This is a genomic window from Campylobacter sp. DY7, assembly GCF_057802535.1.
In genome coordinates, this window is record NZ_JBYJAU010000003.1 from 145932 (window position 1) to 162643 (window position 16712).

Genomic DNA, 16712 nt, shown 5'->3' on the forward strand with positions numbered 1-16712 from the left:
GGATTTAACATTAATAATGTTTATTTATCTATAATAAATCAAATATTTTAAATAGAAAAGAGTTTTTATGGCAAATGCAAAATTATTAGAAATTACCGAAAAAATAATAAAAAGAAGCGAAAAATCAAGAAAAGATTATTTAGACTTAATAGAAAATGCAAATTCTAAAATAAATCGCAGTAAATTAGGCTGTGCAAATCTAGCTCACGCTTATGCTGCAATTCCTGAGAGCGTAAGAGAGAAATTAAATAATGCAAATAGCACTCATTTAGCGATAATTTCAAGTTATAACGATGTTTTATCAGCTCATGAGCCTTATAAAGATTATCCTTTAAGCATAAAACAAGCTTGTATTAAAGAAGGCGTTAGCGTTCAAGTTGCAAGCTGCACTCCTTCAATGTGTGATGGTATCACTCAAGGTTATGATGGAATGCAACTTAGCTTATTTTCTCGTGATGTAATCGCAATGAGCACAGCAATTGGACTATCTCATAATATTTTTGATGGTGCATTTTACTTAGGGGTTTGTGATAAGATTGTTCCTGGACTTTTAATGGGAGCACTTAGATTTGGACAATTACCTGCTATGTTTATTCCAAGTGGTCCTATGCCAACAGGAATTAGCAATGCTGATAAAAGTATAGCTAGAGAAAAATACGCTCAAGGTTTAATTAGCAAAGAAGAATTATTAAATACTGAGATGAAAATGTATCATAGCTCAGGCACTTGCACATTTTATGGAACGGCTAATTCAAATCAAGTTATGATTGAATTACTTGGACTTCATATGCCAAACTCAGCCTTTATAAACCCTAATACAAAACTAAGAGCTGAGTTATTAACTTATAGCGCAAAGCATTTTGCAAAAGGTGTAAAAGATAAAAGCATTTTACCAATAGGAAAAATGGTAGATGAAAAAAGTATAGTAAATGCTATCGTTGGACTTATGGCAACGGGGGGTTCAACTAATCACACCTTACATTTAATAGCTATTGCAAAAGCTGCAGGAATTATAATTAACTGGGATGATTTTAATGATATTTCAAATATTACTCCACTTTTAGCTAAAGTTTATCCAAACGGCAAGGCTGATATAAATGACTTTTATGAAGCGGGTGGTTTATCATTTGTAATAAATGAATTATTAAATAATGGCTTATTACACGATGATGTAAATACAGTAGCTGGATTTGGCTTAAGTAATTACACAAAAGATCCTGTCTTAAAAAATGATGAAATTACTTATGAAAAATGTCTTGAAAAAAGCAGAAATGCTGAGATAATTACAACTTATGATAAGCCATTTAGCGCTACTGGTGGGCTAAAGGTTTTAAGTGGAAATATAGGTCGCTCGGTAATTAAAGTAAGTGCAGTAAGTGATGATAATTTATATATAAAAGAAAGAGCAATTGTATTTAATGACCAACTTGAATTAATGGCAGCTTACGAAAAAGGTGAATTAAATAAAAACTTCATAGCAGTTGTAAAATATCAAGGCCCTAAGGCAAATGGTATGCCAGAACTTCATAAACTAATACCACCTTTAGGAGTATTAATGTCTAAAGGATATAAGGTTGCATTAATTACTGATGGAAGAATGAGTGGAGCAAGTGGAAAAGTGCCTGCTGCAATTCATACAAGCCCTGAAGCATTGCTTAATGGAAATATTGCTAAGATTAAAGATGGGGATTTAATAGAATTTGATGCAATCAATGGCACTTTAAATGTATTAGAAGATGATTTTTTAACTAGAAATATAAATCATATTGATTTAAGTGCAAATGAATTAGGTAGTGGTAGAGAGCTTTTTAAAGCTTTAAGAAATAATTGTTTAAGCGCCGAAGAAGGCGGAGTAAGTTTTTAAGGAGAAGAAGATGAATGCAAGAGAAATTTTAAAAGTAAATCCAGTAATTCCTGTAATTGCTATTGATGATATAAATGATGCTTTGCCTTTAGCAAATGCTTTAGTTTCAGGCGGTGTAAGAGTGCTTGAAATAACTCTAAGAACTAATGCAGGACTTAAGGCAATTGAGCTAATTAGCAAAGAAATTCCTGAAGCAATTGTTGGAGCTGGAACGGTTATTAATGCTAAGCAATATAAAGATGTTGTAAATGCTGGTGCAAAGTTTGCAATAAGTCCAGGAATAAATGAAAAATTACTAAGAGAAATTGATTATAAAATACCTTTAATAGCAGGTATTGCAAGTCCTGGAGAGCTTATGCTTGGGCTTGAATATGGTCTTGATACATTTAAATTATTTCCTGCTAGTGTTGTTGGTGGTGTACCTATGTTAAAAGCTATTTATGGACCATTTAGCGATGTTAGATTTTGCCCTACTGGTGGAATTAGCGAAAGCAATGCTAAAGAATATTTATCACAGCCAAATGTGCTTTGTGTTGGGGGTTCTTGGCTTGCACCAAAAGAGCTTATAAAAGCTAAAAAATGGGATGAAATTAGCGAAATAGCAAGAAATTCATTAGAGCTTAGAGCGTGAGAATTTAGCTAATTGCTAAATTCTTGAATAAGTCTAATTCCTAATTCAAATTCCTTGCTGATTTCTTTACTAAATCTAAAATCGTGCAAGTATAAAAAAAGTGAATTGTCTTCATAAATTAGACTTATTTTTTTGTTTAATTCTTTTGCGATTTGACTTATCTTTTCAAGTTTTTTAGGTGTAAAATACTCATATATTTTAATTTTATCTTCACAATAAACTTGAAAATATTTATTAAAATCTGTGTTATCTAACTTACATAAGCCATAATTTTTATCTAATTTTTTAAAAATCTTGCTTGAATGTATAGTAAAAGGCTTTTTATTAACATTATCTTTTTTAAACAAAACGCCATTAAAAAGCTTTATTTTATTCTTTTCTTCTTTTTTGCTAATATTTAGTTTTGCAATACTTAAATCATCTTTAAAATAGATATAATCAACTCTTAAATCATCATAATTTATATGCTTTATTTTTATATTTTTGCTTAATTTATCAAAGCCATTTGAGATAAAAAACGGCTCAATAATATTTTTATGATTAATATAAGATATTAAAAACGATGTGATAATTATGGTTAATATTCCAACAAACAAAATAGCAACATTTTCATAATTTTTAAAAATATAAAAACCTGCATATAAAACAACTAAAATAACCCCAATTATTCTTAAAATATTTAAAATACTTATCATTTTTACTCGCTAAATTCTTGTATTATTTTTAATAAACTAACATATTCTTTTTTAATATTTGATGTAAAGAAAAAATTATGGATATAAATCTCAAAATAATCTTTACTATAAATTATGCTAAATTTTTTATTAATATTACTTGCAGCTTTTACAATATTTGCTAATTTTTTAGGGGTAAAAAACTTAAAGTCATTTATCAAATCATTTGAATACACGCTAAATTTCTTGTTAAATTCTATATTATCACTAGCAAATGATTTTTCAAAAAACACCCACTCATCTTGATATAAAGACATAAGCCTTTTGCTTGCAAATATTCTAAAATTATGCTTTATTTTTCTATTAACTCTTACATAAACACCAAAAAACAAAACATCAAGATAAGAAAAATTATAAAAAGGTTCTAAATCTTTAAACTCATAAAAGCAAAGTCCTAAAATATCAATATCATTATTTTGATAAGAATAAAAAATCTTAGCTTTTGAGGGCTTAATTAAGGAGTTTTTATATGAATCTTTATTATGAATTATTTTAAAATTTTTATAAAAAAATGGTATTACATAAGCATAAAAATTAAAACCTAAAACAAATAAAATTACCAAAAACCACGCTATAAATAAATATATTAAAATGCTAATTTCATTAAAATCATTTAAAAACTTATAAAATTCATAGCCTATTAAAGCTATGAAAAATAAGCTAATGATTTTAATCATTAAACAAATCTTTTACATTTGGATTAATTTTAGCTTGTTCGCTTGCTTCGTAAAATTCAGCCTTTTTAAAATTAAACATATTAGCAATTATTATCGTTGGAAAACTCTCGCAAGCACTATTATAAGCATTCACAGAAGAATTATAAGCTCTTCTAGCTGCACTAATTTGCTCTTCACATTCTCTTAAAGCATTTTGAAGATTTAAAAAATTCTCACTAGCTTTAAGCTCAGGATAATTTTCTACTTTTACATTAAGACTTTTTAAAGCTTGGCTTAATTCATTGTTTATGTTAAATTTTAAAGCTTTATCATTTATATTTAATGCGTTTTCTCTAAGTCTTGTAATATTTTCTAAGGTTTGGCTTTCATGTTTTAAATATTCTTTTAAAGACGCTACTAAATTAGGGATTAAATCATATCTTTGATTTAGCAAAACCTCAACACTTGAATAAATGCTTCTTACATCATTTCTTTTAGAAATTAATGAATTGTATGTGCTAATTCCTAAAACTAAAATCAAAACAACTAAAGCTAAAACTACATAAATCACTTCCATAAAAACTCCTTTTTTTAGCTAATTATACAAAGTTAAGCCCTAATAAAGAATTTAAAATAGGAATTTGAGTTTCCTATTTTAAATTCCTAAAACTCAATTCTAATCGCCTTTACCTTGCCGTTGAATTTATAATCATCTTTATTTAAAGAATTAACTCTATTAAGCTCTTCACAAGCTTGATCTAAGCCATTTTTACAAGCAATTTTATAATAATCTTTCATATCTTCTAAACTACCATCAAAATCAAAGTGTAAAAACTGCTCTACCATTTTAGCCTTTTGCATACAAATATCACTATCAATCTCACAAGCTTTTAAGTTATAAATTTTATATTTTCCATTGTATTTACTAGCATTTAAATCTGCATATTTTAAACACGCATTTGCGTTCTTTTCATCACAAAGTTTGGTTAAAATCTGCTCATTTTCACTGCCTTTTTCTAATGCTTTTTGGCAATTATTTGTCTTTAGGCATTCTTCTTCAGCTGCTTTTAGCTCACCTGCTTTAAGCTTTTTATATTCATACTCTACGCAAGATTCATAATCACCCGCATCGCAAGCTTTTTTAATATACTTTAAATTATCCCTAAAATTATTTGCCACAAAAATACAAGCCTTTATAAAATCAAGCTCACAGGCTTTTTCGAGATTTTTTTTCATAGTTTCTCTTGCTATATTTCTATAATTCATCACATATTCAAAGCAAACATTAGGATAATCATCACATAATTTATCTTTTAGTTTTTCAACTTTATTATCATCTTCATTTTTAGTAATCATTGTAAAATTATTTGCACAAGCTTTTTTGTAATTATAATCATTTGTATTTAAACAAAATTCTATCTTGCTAGGTGCTTTTGAAATCTCATCTAAACACGATATCAAATCACCACTTTTGCACTCATAATCGCTATTTGCATAGACAAAAATCAACAAGAAAACAATCGATAAAAGCTTTTTCATAACAATTCCTTTTCATAAATTGGCATTAAATAAGTTTTTGATAATTCCTTGCATAAATTCTCATCGTGTTTGCAAGTAAAATCAATTAGCTTTTTTACTTTTTCGTAATTATTGCTTTTATATTCAAGCATACAAGCGTCTTTGCAAAAATTTATATTATCATTAAAACACAGATTTTCATAAACTGGCGAATATTTAAGATAAAATTCCTTACTAATATCATTAGCCAACATATAATCCTTACAAGCTTTTAGATTATTTATAGAGCATTCTTCATCTTGTGGTTTATCATAATCTTTAGCTAGTTTGTCGTATTTTTTCATAGCTTTATAATCTTTTTTATCACTGCTAAGTTTTGCTAAATATTTACAAGCAAGGCTAATTTTGTTCATACAAGCATAATCTAAATATTTATATTTTTTAGCTTCATTTTTCTCTTTTAGGGCTAATTCTAAGCATAAGCTAGGATTTTTCTCGCACATCAAATCATCATCTAATCTATATTTATACTGCACGAAAACATAGCAAAAATCATCGTTTTTATGATATTCATTTTTGCATTTTTGCTCTAAAAAATTATAAAAATATTTTTTATCTTTATCGCTTTCGTTTTTCATAGCGTGCAAAATATCAAAACAGCCATATCTATCTAAGCAATCTAGCTCTAATGCTTTATAATAAAGGCTTTTATCTTTTAACTGAGAGTTTTCATAAAGCGTTTTTATATACTTGCAATACTTATGTTTTTTCTCCTTGCAAGCATTTAAATACAATTCATTTAGCCTATTAGCCTCATCTTCGCTAAGCGATAAATATATCTCATTTACTCCAGCACATACATCGCTAAATTTAGCCAAAAAATCATATTCTTTAAGGTATTTTGAATGCAATTTCTCACATAATTCATTAGCATTTAAGCTAAAAAACACTAAAAATATTAATAATTTTTTCATTTTTCAACCTTTTTAAATATACAAAAATTCTCTTCTAACAAACACGCCTTTTTATATAAATCATCTGCAAAAATCTTTAAATCATCTATATTTAAAGCCAGTGTAAAACAAGCCTTAGCATTATCATCTAAACAAAGATTATAAAGCTTTTCATATTTTTCATTAGTTTTTACAAAATATTTTAGATTTTTGTACTTTATGCTTTGCTTTTTAAGATAATCGCAGGTGTATTTTTTGCCGTCTTTACAATATCTTGTAAGTCTTTCGTAATCTATCGCTCCATCATCAAATGAAGCCACACAATCAAAATCATTGCCATATTCACACGATAATTTATTATAAAACCTACTTTTGTTTATATCTAAAATATAAATATCAGCAAGCTTATTACAAGCCTTTGCATAGGCTAATTCGCACGATTTTTCTAAATACATTTTACCATCAAAATACTTTAATCCTAGTTCATAACAAGCTTTTGCATCGTTATTTTTGCAAGCTATTTTAAGATTTTGTAATTCTTGATTTTTTGCCAAAATATCATCAGCTAAGAGAAATTTATTTAAAAGTATAAAAAATATAATATATCTCATAAAAATCCTTAGTGGAATTTGAAATAGGAATTTAAAAATTCCTATTGTATGTAATGTAAAGAGTTTTTAAGTTTTTTTAATCTTTCTAAGTCTTTGTGCTTTAATATAAGCAAAGCTTCAATTACTTGAACATATAAGGCTCTTAATTCTACTAATTCATCTTGATTTAGGGTATTTAGCCAGCCGCTTGAAATCTTTTCTTCAAGTTCGCTAGCTAAATTGCTAAATTCATCAAAATCATTATTTACTAATGCTAATTTAATTTTCGTAATCAATGTTTGCTCTCTAAGTATGAAATTACGCTTAATGCAGCATTTGCTCCATCAGCTGCAGCACACACAACTTGTCTTGGTGCATCAACCCTTAAATCACCAGCAGCAAAAAGCCCTTCAACACTTGTTCTCATTCTTAAATCAACCTTTACAGCATCTCCTACCATTTCGCATAAATATGAGCCATCAGTTTGCTTTAATACTTCATTTCTTACATCAAGTCCAACGAATGTAAATATTCCAGGAACTGCTAAATCTTTTTTACTTCCATCGTTAAATACGATTTTTACTCCTGTAACACCAGCATTATCGCCTACAACTTCTTCTACTTTAGCATTTAAAATGAACTCAATTTTTTCATTTTTCTTAGCTCTTTCAACGGTTGATGGAGCTGCACGAAAGCCTTCTCTTCTATGGATTAAATATACTTTAGAGCATAGATTTGCTAAATAAAGTGCTTCTTCAAGTGCTGTATCGCCACCACCTAAAACTGCTACTTCTTTTTTTCTATAAAACGCACCATCGCAAGTTGCACATGTACTTACTCCACGACCAAAAAATTCATTTTCACCTTTAAATCCTGCTTTTTTAGGTGCTGCACCTGTGCAAACTATAACAGCTTTTGCATCTTCGCTTGAATTATCGCTAAAAATAATTTTAAAATTTTCGCCATTTTTTTCAACTCTAGTTACTTCTTTTTGCTCAATTTTAAGACCAAATCTAGTGCTTTGCTCAGTCCAAGGCATCATAAAGCTAATTCCATCCATTACGGTAGCAACCCCTGGATAATTCTCCATTTCACTTGAGCTTGTAATTTGTCCGCCTGGTATAAATTTTTCATACATTACTACATTTTTAAGACCACCACGAGTAGCATAAAGCCCTGCACTAAGACCTGCTGGACCTCCACCTATAATTGCTAAATCTAACATAAAATTCTCCTAATTAATAATTTTTATTATTTAATATTATCTAGCTTAAGTTAATCAAGTTTTAAAAAATTATCATAATTTATTTCGTTAGCAAATAACCTAATTCTAAATTTATTATATTTTTTATTTATAGGACTTCTGCTTTCATCAAACTCAGCTATTTTTATACCTGCAATATCGCATAATAAGTGTATTAAATCATCACTCATAAATGCTAAATCTTTAGATAATATTAATTTATCTAAAAGTTCTTTATGATTTGTTTTAAAAGAATTTGAATAAAGAATTATAAAAGGAATATCAGCAATTATTTTATCACTTACTCCATGTCCTAATAATGATTTTGTCTTATCATCATATAAACTTTCTGCATGATCACTTAAATAAATTATCAAAGTATCATCATCTTTAAATCTTTCATAAATTGAGTAAATAATATAATCGGTATAAAGTATAGAATTATAATATTCGGCTATGCTTTTTTTATCTTTTATATTTTCTTTTATGTCACTTTCGCTAAATTTTGCAAATGTTTTAGGATAGCGTTTTTTATAATTTCCATGATTTCCTAAAAGATGAATGCTAATAAAATTATTATCGCTTAATTTTAAATCATTTAAAATAGGAAGTAAAACTTCATCATATTTTGAATAAGCTAAAGTTTCGCTTGAGCTTATATATTGATTAGAAAAATACGCAAAATCACTCATTATTCCAATACTTGCAGCGTTATTACCCCATTCGCTTACATAATCTTGATTTGAAATCCAAAAAGTTTTGTAATTTGCTAATTTAAAAAGATTTACAATATCTAAATTTTCATAAAATTTTCTTTCACTTAAATTATCTAAATTAGCAAAATTAAGCATCACACTCATAACTGGATTTGTAGATGAATAAGGAGCTATTACATCAGAGTAAATTATTTTATTTTCAATACCTAATAAATTAGGTGTTGTATTTAACAATTGTCCATAATCTTGATAAGCACTTCTTCTTGAGCTTTCGCCTATTATTAAAACTATATTTTTTATATTTTCTAAAGCTTTTGTTTTTGAATGCGAATTTGCTATTTGCATATAAGAATTTCTCATTTTTAATGACTCAACTAAGATTTCATTATTTGCAAAAACTTCTTTATGAAATTTAATAAAAGGAATATTAAAATACCTTTCAAAATCATATTTTAAAGCTCTTCTTAAATCGTTTCCAAAATTAATAAATAAAATCAATACAATAAAAAATAAATTAAATTTATTACCAACTTTTTTAATAATTTTAATTTTTAAAATAAAGAAAGAAAATACTAATACAAAAATTAAAGCAAAAATAGTTTTTGAATTAAAATACATTATTAAAAATTCTATGCTTTCACTTAAATTAGTGTTAAATAAACTTTCTAAAAAACTTGGATTGATAAAAGTGTGAAAATTGATTACTAAAAAAGTTTGAATAAGAATAATTAAAAGATTATAAATTATTAAAAGCTTTAAAATACCCCCCCCCAAGCTTATTTAAGGCAAATTTCTTACTTATTAAAAATACTATTAAAAAAGCTAATAAAGTTAAAAATATTGCACTAATACTGCTAGGTTTTGCATACTTAATACTTAAAATAAAATCTTGATTAATATTTATTTTAGAAAACAAAGCTAAGCAAAAAATATTGCTTAGCGTAAAATATAAAAATACTCCAAAGTGTCTTAAAACAAATTCCGTAAAATTATTTTTCATTATTTCCCTTTTTTTGCAAGATATTTAGCGTAGTATTTACTATACTAAATGCTAAAGCTGTATAAATATATGCTTTTTCTACATGAATATTTAGACCTTCTACAATTAAAACCCCACCAACTAAAACTAAAAAAGTTAAAGCAAGAGTTTTTAATTCTTGAAATTTCTCAACCAAATCGCCTATCCACTTACTAGCAAACATCATAAACATAACAGCAATAATAACAGCTAAAATCATAATGCTTAATTCATTAGCAATTCCAACCGCAGTAATCACGCTATCAAGTGAAAATACAATATCAATTAATGCAATTTCAAAAATAACTACGAAAAAATTTGCACTAGCTTTAAAATTATCGTGATTACTAGCTTCGTGTTTATGCATTGAAATTAATTCTTTGATTGATTTTATAATCAAAAACAATCCACCGCCGATTAATACAATATCTCTACCACTAAAATCTTGACCTAAGATACTAAATAAAGGCTTTGTAAGTTTAATAATCCAAAATATACTAAATAAAAGCGCAATACGAGTTAGCATAGCAAAAGCAAGCCCTAAAATACGCCCACGATTTTGCAAATGTTTTGGCAATTTGCTTACTAAAATTGTAAGAAATATAATATTATCTATACCTAAAACTATCTCAAGTAATACTAAAGTTACAAAAGATAATATACCCTCAGTTGTAAAAATCCATTCAAACATAATTGTCCTTTTTATTGATTAAAAAATGCTATCCTAACCGAAATTTTTTAAAGGAGATTAAATGAGATTAGAACACGATTTTTTAGGCGAATTAGAAATCGCTGATGACATTTATTATGGAGTGCAGACTTTAAGAGCTGTTCAAAACTTTGATATTTCAGGAAAGCGTTTAAAGGATTTTCCTAGACTTATCGTATCTTTTGCAAAAGTAAAAAAAGCAGCGGCACTAGCAAACCACGAATTAGGCTTAATTAATGAAGATGTAAAAAACGCTATTTGTTTTGCTTGTGATGAATTAATTGCAGGAAAATATCAAGACCAATTTATAGTTGATATGATTCAAGGTGGTGCAGGAACTTCGACAAATATGAATGCAAACGAAGTTATAGCAAATATAGCTTTAGAAAAATTAGGACATAAAAAAGGCGAATATAAATATTGCCATCCAAATGATCATGTGAATTTATCTCAAAGCACAAATGATGCTTATCCAACATCTTTAAGAGTTGCTTTATATGATTATTTAAGCGATTTAATGAAAGCTATGAGCTATTTAAAAGCAGCTTATGAAAGAAAAGCAATTGAGTTTAAAGATATTATTAAAATGGGAAGAACCCAACTTCAAGATGCTGTTCCTATGACTTTAGGAAGAGAATTTAAAACCTTTGCTGTAATGCTTGGTGAAGATATACAAAGAGTAAGCGAAGCAAGAAGCCTTATTTTAGAAATCAACTTAGGTGCAACAGCTATTGGAACAGGAATTAACTCTCACCCTGATTATCCACCAATCGTTGCAAAACACCTTCAATACATAACAGGTGCAAATTTCGTAATAGCAGATGATTTAATAGAAGCCACACAAGATACAGGAGCTTTCGTTCAAATTAGTGGAGTTTTAAAAAGAGTTGCTACAAAACTTAGTAAAGTTTGTAATGACTTAAGATTACTTTCAAGTGGTCCAAAATGCGGCTTAAATGAAATTAACTTACCAAAAATGCAACCAGGCTCATCAATTATGCCAGGTAAGGTAAATCCAGTTATTCCTGAAGTGGTAAATCAAGTTTGCTATTATGTAATAGGAGCTGATGTAAGCGTTACTTTAGCTTGCGAAGGCGGACAATTACAATTAAATGTATTTGAACCACTCGCTGCTTATAGTTTATTAAATAGTATTTGTATGCTTGAGCGTGCTATAAAAACTTTAGCTGATAAATGTATAGATGGTATCACAGCAAATAAACAAATATGCGAAGATTTTGTGATGAATAGCATAGGAATTGTAACTGCTCTTAATCCTTATATAGGTTATGAAAATAGCGCAAGTATTGCAAAAGAAGCATTACAAACTGGTGCAAGAGTTTATGATTTAGTTTTAGAGCGTAAATTAATGGATAAAGCTAAATTAGATAAAATTTTAAGCCCTGAGTTTATGTTAAAGCCTCATATGGGAGAGATAAAATAAAAAAAGAATTTGAAATAGGAAATTGAAAATCCTATTTCAAATTCCAAAAATAATAAACAATAATTTAAGCTAAACAATAAAAATTATTATTTATTATTTTTGTTTAAATTTAGCTAATTTTTTTTAGTTAAACTCTAATTTTAATAATCACAAGGAATAATCTATGTATAAAATGATATCAAGTATGAAACTAAGTGTGGTGTTGTTTTTGTTATTTGCCTGTGCTAGCGGTTTAGCAACTTTTATAGAGAGCAAATACGGAACTCCTACGGCGTGGGCTTTAATATATGCTAGTCCTTGGTTTGCAGCTATTCAGGTGCTACTTGGAATTAACTTATTTTTCGCACTTTTTAGATATAAAATGTATGAGAAATTACCACTTTTTATATTCCATATTAGCTTTTTATTCATGCTACTTGGCTCAGCACTTACTAGATATTATGGTTTTGAAGGATATATTCATATAAGAGAAAATGAAACTTCAAATATCGTAAGCTCAAGAGAAGCATTCTTTAGTATAGCAGCTACAAAAGATGGCAAATATTATTCTAATGATGAGTTTAAATATATTAGCGTTTTAGGAAACAATGATATAGATATTAATCTTGATTTAGATGGTAAAATAGCTAATTTAAAATTAGAAAAAGTTATTTTACACGCAAAGCCAAATTATAAAGAAGAGCTTGGCGGAATGCCTTTTGTTTTATTAAATGTTTCAGGCGAACAAGGTTCAAGCGCTTTAGCTTTAGAAGAAGGAAGGTTTGTAGTTTTAGGACAAACCGTAATTTCAAATAAGAAAAATATTTCTATGAATGCAAGGCTTTTAGAGTTTAATGAAAACAAAATTAAGGCTAATTTTGACTTAGATATATTTGATGTAAAAACCAAAAAAAGCATTAAATTATTAGCAGAAAATGAATTTAGTTTAGAAGATGGAATGGTTATTTCATTTGATAATTACAAAATAGGCTTTGATAAGTTTTATAAGCATGGAGTAAAATACTATGAAGATAGTAAAGAAAAAGAATATCCTAATGCTTATTTGGTAAAAGTAACCTATGATAATGAAAGCAAATACGCATATTTGTTTGAAGGCGAAGGACAAAAGATAACTTTAGCAAATCAAACTTTTAGTATTTCATATACTGCAAAATTATTAGAACTTCCTTTTAGCTTTACACTAAATAAGTTTGAATTAGAGCGTTATATGGCTTCAAATTCGCCAAAATCATACGCAAGTTATATTAGAATAAACGATGAAGATAATAGCAAGGATTATAAGATTTATATGAATAATGTATTAGACCATAAAGGTTATAGATTTTATCAAAGTTCTTATGATAAAGATGAGTTAGGAACGATTTTAAGTGTAAATCAAGACCCAGGCAAAATCCCAACCTATATAGGATATTTTTTATTAGGTTTAGGGCTATTCTTTAATTTAATTTCAAAAAATTCTCGTTTTATGATACTTACAAAAAGATTAGCAAAAATTAGCTCACTTGCAATATTATTTGCTATTTGTGTGCCTAATTTACGCTCAGATGAGCTTGATGAAGCTATCAATAATGCTAACAAAAACCTACAAGCAATTAGCTTAGAACAACATGTGCAAGATTTAAGTATTTTACCTATACAAAAAGACAATGGAAGAATTGCTCCATTTGGTTCATTAGCACTTGATTTGGTTAATAAAATTCATAAATCAAGCACATATTTAGGCAAAGATGCTACCGAAGTGCTAATTTGGATTATGAGTGATTTTAAAGACTTTTCAAAAGAAAAATTCATATATTTAAGCAATCAAGAAATAAGAGATTTTTTAAATCTTGGCAAAGGCAAATACGCTAGTTTTTATGATTTTTTCCCAAACAATGTTTATGCTTTAAAAGATGAAGTTGAAAAAGCTTTAAGAATGAATCCAAACAAGCGTGGAACTTACGAAAAAGAATTATTAAAAGTTGATGAGCGTTTAAATATTTTATATTACGCATCTCTTGGTGGCTATGTAAGAGCTAGTTTTGAAGATGGAAAAGCTTTAAATGTTCTTGAAAGTAGCAAGCCTGATTTAAAAGCTTATTTTTTATCTTTAATAAATGCTTATAAAGACAAGAATTACGCATTAAGTTCAAAAATCTTAAATGAAATAAAAGCAGATCAAGGAACTAATGTTGATAATGCTAAGTTTAAACTTGAAGTAATTTTTGATAAAGTAGGAGTATTTACAAAGTTAAGCCCTGTTTATTTAATAAGCGGTTTAATTTTATTAATCTTAGTATTTGTTAGAATGATTAGTGGAAAAACAAGCTTAAAATTAGCATTTAAAATAGTGTATTACTTAAATATTTTAGTATTTATTGTACATACTATCGCACTTGCTATTAGAGGGTATTTAAGCGGCCATGCACCTTGGTCAAATTCATATGAGAGTTTATTATATATTGCGTGGGCTTTAGGACTTAGTGGTATTGTGTTTTCTAAAAAAAGCCCTATTTCATTATCGCTTACATCAATTCTTGCAGCAATTGTTTTAATGGTAGCACACCTTAGCTCAATTGATCCTCAAATTGGAAACCTTGCACCAGTATTACAAAGCTATTGGCTAACAATTCATGTTAGCGTTATAACTGCTAGTTATGGATTCTTTGGGCTTTGTTCTTTACTTGGAATTTTTGTATTAATTTTATTTGCAATGCTAGGTAAAAACAAAAAATTAAATGAAAGAATAAAAGCAAACATAAAAGAAGCAACAATGATAAACGAAATGGCTATGATTTTAGGCTTATCATTACTTACTTTAGGAAACTTTTTAGGTGGAGTTTGGGCAAATGAATCGTGGGGAAGATATTGGGGCTGGGATAGCAAAGAAACTTGGGCTTTAGTATCTATTTTAGTATATGCAGCAGTGCTTCACATTAGATTAATTAAAGGAATAAATAATCAATTTTATTTTGCAGTTTGCTCTATGTTTGCGTATTTGAGTATAGTTATGACTTATTTTGGAGTAAATTATTTTTTAAGCGGAATGCACTCTTATGCTGCAGGAGAAGCTGCTAGCGTGCCTGTTTATGCTTATGTTTGTGTAGGTGTTATGATATTGCTTACTATAATTGCTAGTAAAAACAAGAAGGAATCAGAACTTTTATGAAAGAAAATATAATTGTAGGTGCTGGTGTAGTTGCTTTTTTATTCATTATTATTTTAGTTTTTTATTTCATCATAAAAAGCTCTAAGAATAAAGGCGTTCAAAGTGTTGAAAGTAAAACTTCAAACAAACCAACGAATGCTTTAGATGATTTAATAAAAGCTGCAAAAAGTGCTAATTCATCAGCTTCATTAAACAAAGTTGTTTTAGCTTTTATTCAAACTCAAAGTCTTGAAGCTAAAACAACAGGACCTTTAAGCGAAGATGCAAAGAAAAAGCTAGGTTTTATAAGTGCAGTATGTGCAAATAAATGTGCAGAAGCTAAAATCATAGCTTTTTTAAATCACGAACTAGGTAAAAGGTATCCAAGTTACAGAAGAGAAATTGATTTATACGAAAATTTAGGGCTTGCTAAAAGAAGGATGAAGTAAATTGAATAAACTTTATTTTAGGTATCTAGCGAGCCTTTATCTTAAAAATTGTTTAATTTTTATTATTGCTTTTGTAGGTTTTTATTTATTTATTGATTTATTAATAAATTATAAAAAACTACATATTAATACAAATATATTTTTGTTATATATTCTTTATACTATGCTTACGGCTTTTTATTATATCTTGCCGATTGCTTTAATATTGGCGTCAATTTTTACAAAAATTTCTTTAATTAAAAAAAATGAATTCATAGCTTTTTATTCTTTAGGACTTAGCAAAAACGCTAGTGCAATTCCAACATTATTTATATCTTTAATTATTACTTTTTTTGCAATTTCGCTAAATTACACAAACATAGCTTATGCAGAAAACTATAAAAGCAATATTTTAAAATACGGATATTTAAGCAAAGAGCAAATGGATTTGTTTTTTAAATATCAAGATGATTATATTTATATACAAAGCTATGACAAAGCTAAAATGCACGATATTAAAATAATGAAAACTCAAAATAATGAAATAAGCAAAATAATCACAGCAAAAACTGCTTCTTTTATCAATAATAACTGGGTTTTAGAAGATGCAAATATCACGGAATTTAAATTAGGAAATAGCTTTGATGATACTTATATAATAAATCAAAAACTTGATCAAGAAATTATCTTAAAAGACTTTAAGCCTGAGATTTTAGATAATTTAGGAACTGATGATAGCTCATTAAAAGATGCCTTTTTTTACCTTAATAATTTTGAAAGTAACAAAAACATAGCAAGAGCTAGTATTTATAAGCAAAGTATATTTTTATTATACGCTCCATTTTTTGCTCTTATTATTTTTTATAATATCCCTATTATGCCAAGATACAATGATTTAAACATAATTGCTTTAAGCTATATATGCTTATCTTTATTAGTTTATGGAGTTTTATTTTTATTATTAAGATTTGCAAGTAATGGTGCTATAAATCCAGAAATTGCTATTCTTTTACCAATAAGCATAATTATTGTATATTCATTAATGAAGTTTAATAAAAATAAGTGATTATTAAGGAGAAAA

General features: G+C 27.6%; 16 protein-coding genes and 1 pseudogene. 6 read left to right on the forward strand and 11 right to left on the reverse strand.

The genetic code is table 11. From position 1 onward, the window contains the following. The first annotated feature begins 67 nt into the window (after positions 1–67). Together edd and AC1B00_RS03270 are read left to right on the forward strand one after the other, a co-directional pair. A complete protein-coding gene (gene edd / locus AC1B00_RS03265) occupies positions 68–1864 on the forward strand; it encodes a phosphogluconate dehydratase (RefSeq protein ID WP_488848073.1) in 1797 nt (598 codons plus the stop codon). A gap of 10 nt (positions 1865–1874) precedes the next feature. Continuing rightward, positions 1875–2495, forward strand: coding sequence for a bifunctional 4-hydroxy-2-oxoglutarate aldolase/2-dehydro-3-deoxy-phosphogluconate aldolase (locus AC1B00_RS03270; RefSeq protein ID WP_488848074.1), 621 nt, complete (start codon positions 1875–1877; stop codon positions 2493–2495). An 8-nt stretch (positions 2496–2503) separates the two neighbouring features. On the opposite strand, the gene AC1B00_RS03275 is transcribed toward AC1B00_RS03270, so the two are convergent. From AC1B00_RS03275 to AC1B00_RS03325, 11 genes are all read right to left on the reverse strand, one after another. Then, entirely contained in the window at positions 2504–3190 is a 687-nt protein-coding gene (locus AC1B00_RS03275) for a DUF3137 domain-containing protein (protein ID WP_488848075.1), read from the reverse strand. A gap of 2 nt (positions 3191–3192) precedes the next feature. Further along, positions 3193–3906, reverse strand: a complete 714-nt coding sequence (locus tag AC1B00_RS03280) for a DUF3137 domain-containing protein (protein WP_488848077.1) — start codon at positions 3904–3906, stop codon at positions 3193–3195. Then, positions 3899–4462 (reverse strand): LemA family protein, encoded by a 564-nt coding sequence (locus tag AC1B00_RS03285; RefSeq protein WP_336611185.1) that lies wholly within the window; start codon positions 4460–4462, stop codon positions 3899–3901. The genes AC1B00_RS03280 and AC1B00_RS03285 overlap by 8 nt, the downstream gene beginning before the upstream one ends. A gap of 86 nt (positions 4463–4548) precedes the next feature. Next, the gene (locus AC1B00_RS03290) at positions 4549–5424 is read right to left on the reverse strand and encodes a hypothetical protein (protein WP_488848078.1); all 876 of its coding nucleotides are present in this window, start codon (positions 5422–5424) and stop codon (positions 4549–4551) included. Then, positions 5421–6377 (reverse strand): hypothetical protein, encoded by a 957-nt coding sequence (locus tag AC1B00_RS03295; protein ID WP_488848079.1) that lies wholly within the window; start codon positions 6375–6377, stop codon positions 5421–5423. Before AC1B00_RS03295 ends, AC1B00_RS03290 begins: the two co-directional genes overlap by 4 nt. After that, positions 6374–6967, reverse strand: coding sequence for a hypothetical protein (locus AC1B00_RS03300; RefSeq protein WP_488848080.1), 594 nt, complete (start codon positions 6965–6967; stop codon positions 6374–6376). Before AC1B00_RS03300 ends, AC1B00_RS03295 begins: the two co-directional genes overlap by 4 nt. 41 nt (positions 6968–7008) lie before the next feature. Then, positions 7009–7242: a hypothetical protein gene (locus AC1B00_RS03305; RefSeq protein WP_239818136.1), complete on the reverse strand. Its 234-nt coding sequence runs from the start codon at positions 7240–7242 to the stop codon at positions 7009–7011. Continuing rightward, on the reverse strand, positions 7239–8171 hold the full coding sequence (gene trxB, locus AC1B00_RS03310; RefSeq protein WP_488848081.1) for a thioredoxin-disulfide reductase: 933 nt from the start codon (positions 8169–8171) through the stop codon (positions 7239–7241). The genes AC1B00_RS03305 and trxB overlap by 4 nt, the downstream gene beginning before the upstream one ends. 50 nt (positions 8172–8221) lie before the next feature. Further along, positions 8222–9523, reverse strand: a complete 1302-nt coding sequence (locus AC1B00_RS03315) for a phosphoethanolamine transferase (RefSeq protein WP_488848082.1) — start codon at positions 9521–9523, stop codon at positions 8222–8224. A 118-nt stretch (positions 9524–9641) separates the two neighbouring features. Beyond that, the gene (locus AC1B00_RS03320) at positions 9642–9905 is read right to left on the reverse strand and encodes a hypothetical protein (protein ID WP_488848083.1); all 264 of its coding nucleotides are present in this window, start codon (positions 9903–9905) and stop codon (positions 9642–9644) included. Beyond that, the gene (locus AC1B00_RS03325; RefSeq protein WP_488848085.1) at positions 9895–10614 is read right to left on the reverse strand and encodes a TerC family protein; all 720 of its coding nucleotides are present in this window, start codon (positions 10612–10614) and stop codon (positions 9895–9897) included. The genes AC1B00_RS03320 and AC1B00_RS03325 overlap by 11 nt, the downstream gene beginning before the upstream one ends. A 61-nt stretch (positions 10615–10675) precedes the next feature. On the opposite strand from AC1B00_RS03325, the gene aspA reads away from it, so the two are divergent. The 4 genes and pseudogenes from aspA to AC1B00_RS03345 all read left to right on the forward strand — a co-directional run bounded on the left by aspA (position 10676) and on the right by AC1B00_RS03345 (position 16697). Continuing rightward, the gene (aspA, locus tag AC1B00_RS03330; protein WP_488848087.1) at positions 10676–12076 is read left to right on the forward strand and encodes an aspartate ammonia-lyase; all 1401 of its coding nucleotides are present in this window, start codon (positions 10676–10678) and stop codon (positions 12074–12076) included. 1099 nt (positions 12077–13175) lie between these two features. Beyond that, a pseudogene (locus AC1B00_RS03335) lies at positions 13176–15224 on the forward strand (cytochrome c biogenesis protein); the annotation flags it as partial. Then, positions 15221–15652, forward strand: coding sequence for a hypothetical protein (locus AC1B00_RS03340; protein ID WP_488848088.1), 432 nt, complete (start codon positions 15221–15223; stop codon positions 15650–15652). The pseudogene AC1B00_RS03335 and the gene AC1B00_RS03340, both read left to right, overlap by 4 nt. Position 15653: 1 nt before the next feature. Continuing rightward, a complete protein-coding gene (locus AC1B00_RS03345) occupies positions 15654–16697 on the forward strand; it encodes an LptF/LptG family permease (protein WP_488848090.1) in 1044 nt (347 codons plus the stop codon). The last annotated feature ends 15 nt before the right edge of the window (positions 16698–16712 follow it).

What these genes read in the sequence shown, in the direction of transcription:
- edd (WP_488848073.1), top strand. Translation starts at nt 68, where the DNA reads ATGGCAAATGCAAAATTATTAGAAATTACCGAAAAAATAATAAAAAGA.
- AC1B00_RS03270 (WP_488848074.1), top strand. Translation starts at nt 1,875, where the DNA reads ATGAATGCAAGAGAAATTTTAAAAGTAAATCCAGTAATTCCTGTAATT.
- AC1B00_RS03275 (WP_488848075.1), bottom strand. Translation starts at nt 3,190, where the DNA reads ATGATAAGTATTTTAAATATTTTAAGAATAATTGGGGTTATTTTAGTT.
- AC1B00_RS03280 (WP_488848077.1), bottom strand. Translation starts at nt 3,906, where the DNA reads ATGATTAAAATCATTAGCTTATTTTTCATAGCTTTAATAGGCTATGAA.
- AC1B00_RS03285 (WP_336611185.1), bottom strand. Translation starts at nt 4,462, where the DNA reads ATGGAAGTGATTTATGTAGTTTTAGCTTTAGTTGTTTTGATTTTAGTT.
- AC1B00_RS03290 (WP_488848078.1), bottom strand. Translation starts at nt 5,424, where the DNA reads ATGAAAAAGCTTTTATCGATTGTTTTCTTGTTGATTTTTGTCTATGCA.
- AC1B00_RS03295 (WP_488848079.1), bottom strand. Translation starts at nt 6,377, where the DNA reads ATGAAAAAATTATTAATATTTTTAGTGTTTTTTAGCTTAAATGCTAAT.
- AC1B00_RS03300 (WP_488848080.1), bottom strand. Translation starts at nt 6,967, where the DNA reads ATGAGATATATTATATTTTTTATACTTTTAAATAAATTTCTCTTAGCT.
- trxB (WP_488848081.1), bottom strand. Translation starts at nt 8,171, where the DNA reads ATGTTAGATTTAGCAATTATAGGTGGAGGTCCAGCAGGTCTTAGTGCA.
- AC1B00_RS03315 (WP_488848082.1), bottom strand. Translation starts at nt 9,523, where the DNA reads ATGTATTTTAATTCAAAAACTATTTTTGCTTTAATTTTTGTATTAGTA.
- AC1B00_RS03320 (WP_488848083.1), bottom strand. Translation starts at nt 9,905, where the DNA reads ATGAAAAATAATTTTACGGAATTTGTTTTAAGACACTTTGGAGTATTT.
- AC1B00_RS03325 (WP_488848085.1), bottom strand. Translation starts at nt 10,614, where the DNA reads ATGTTTGAATGGATTTTTACAACTGAGGGTATATTATCTTTTGTAACT.
- aspA (WP_488848087.1), top strand. Translation starts at nt 10,676, where the DNA reads ATGAGATTAGAACACGATTTTTTAGGCGAATTAGAAATCGCTGATGAC.
- AC1B00_RS03340 (WP_488848088.1), top strand. Translation starts at nt 15,221, where the DNA reads ATGAAAGAAAATATAATTGTAGGTGCTGGTGTAGTTGCTTTTTTATTC.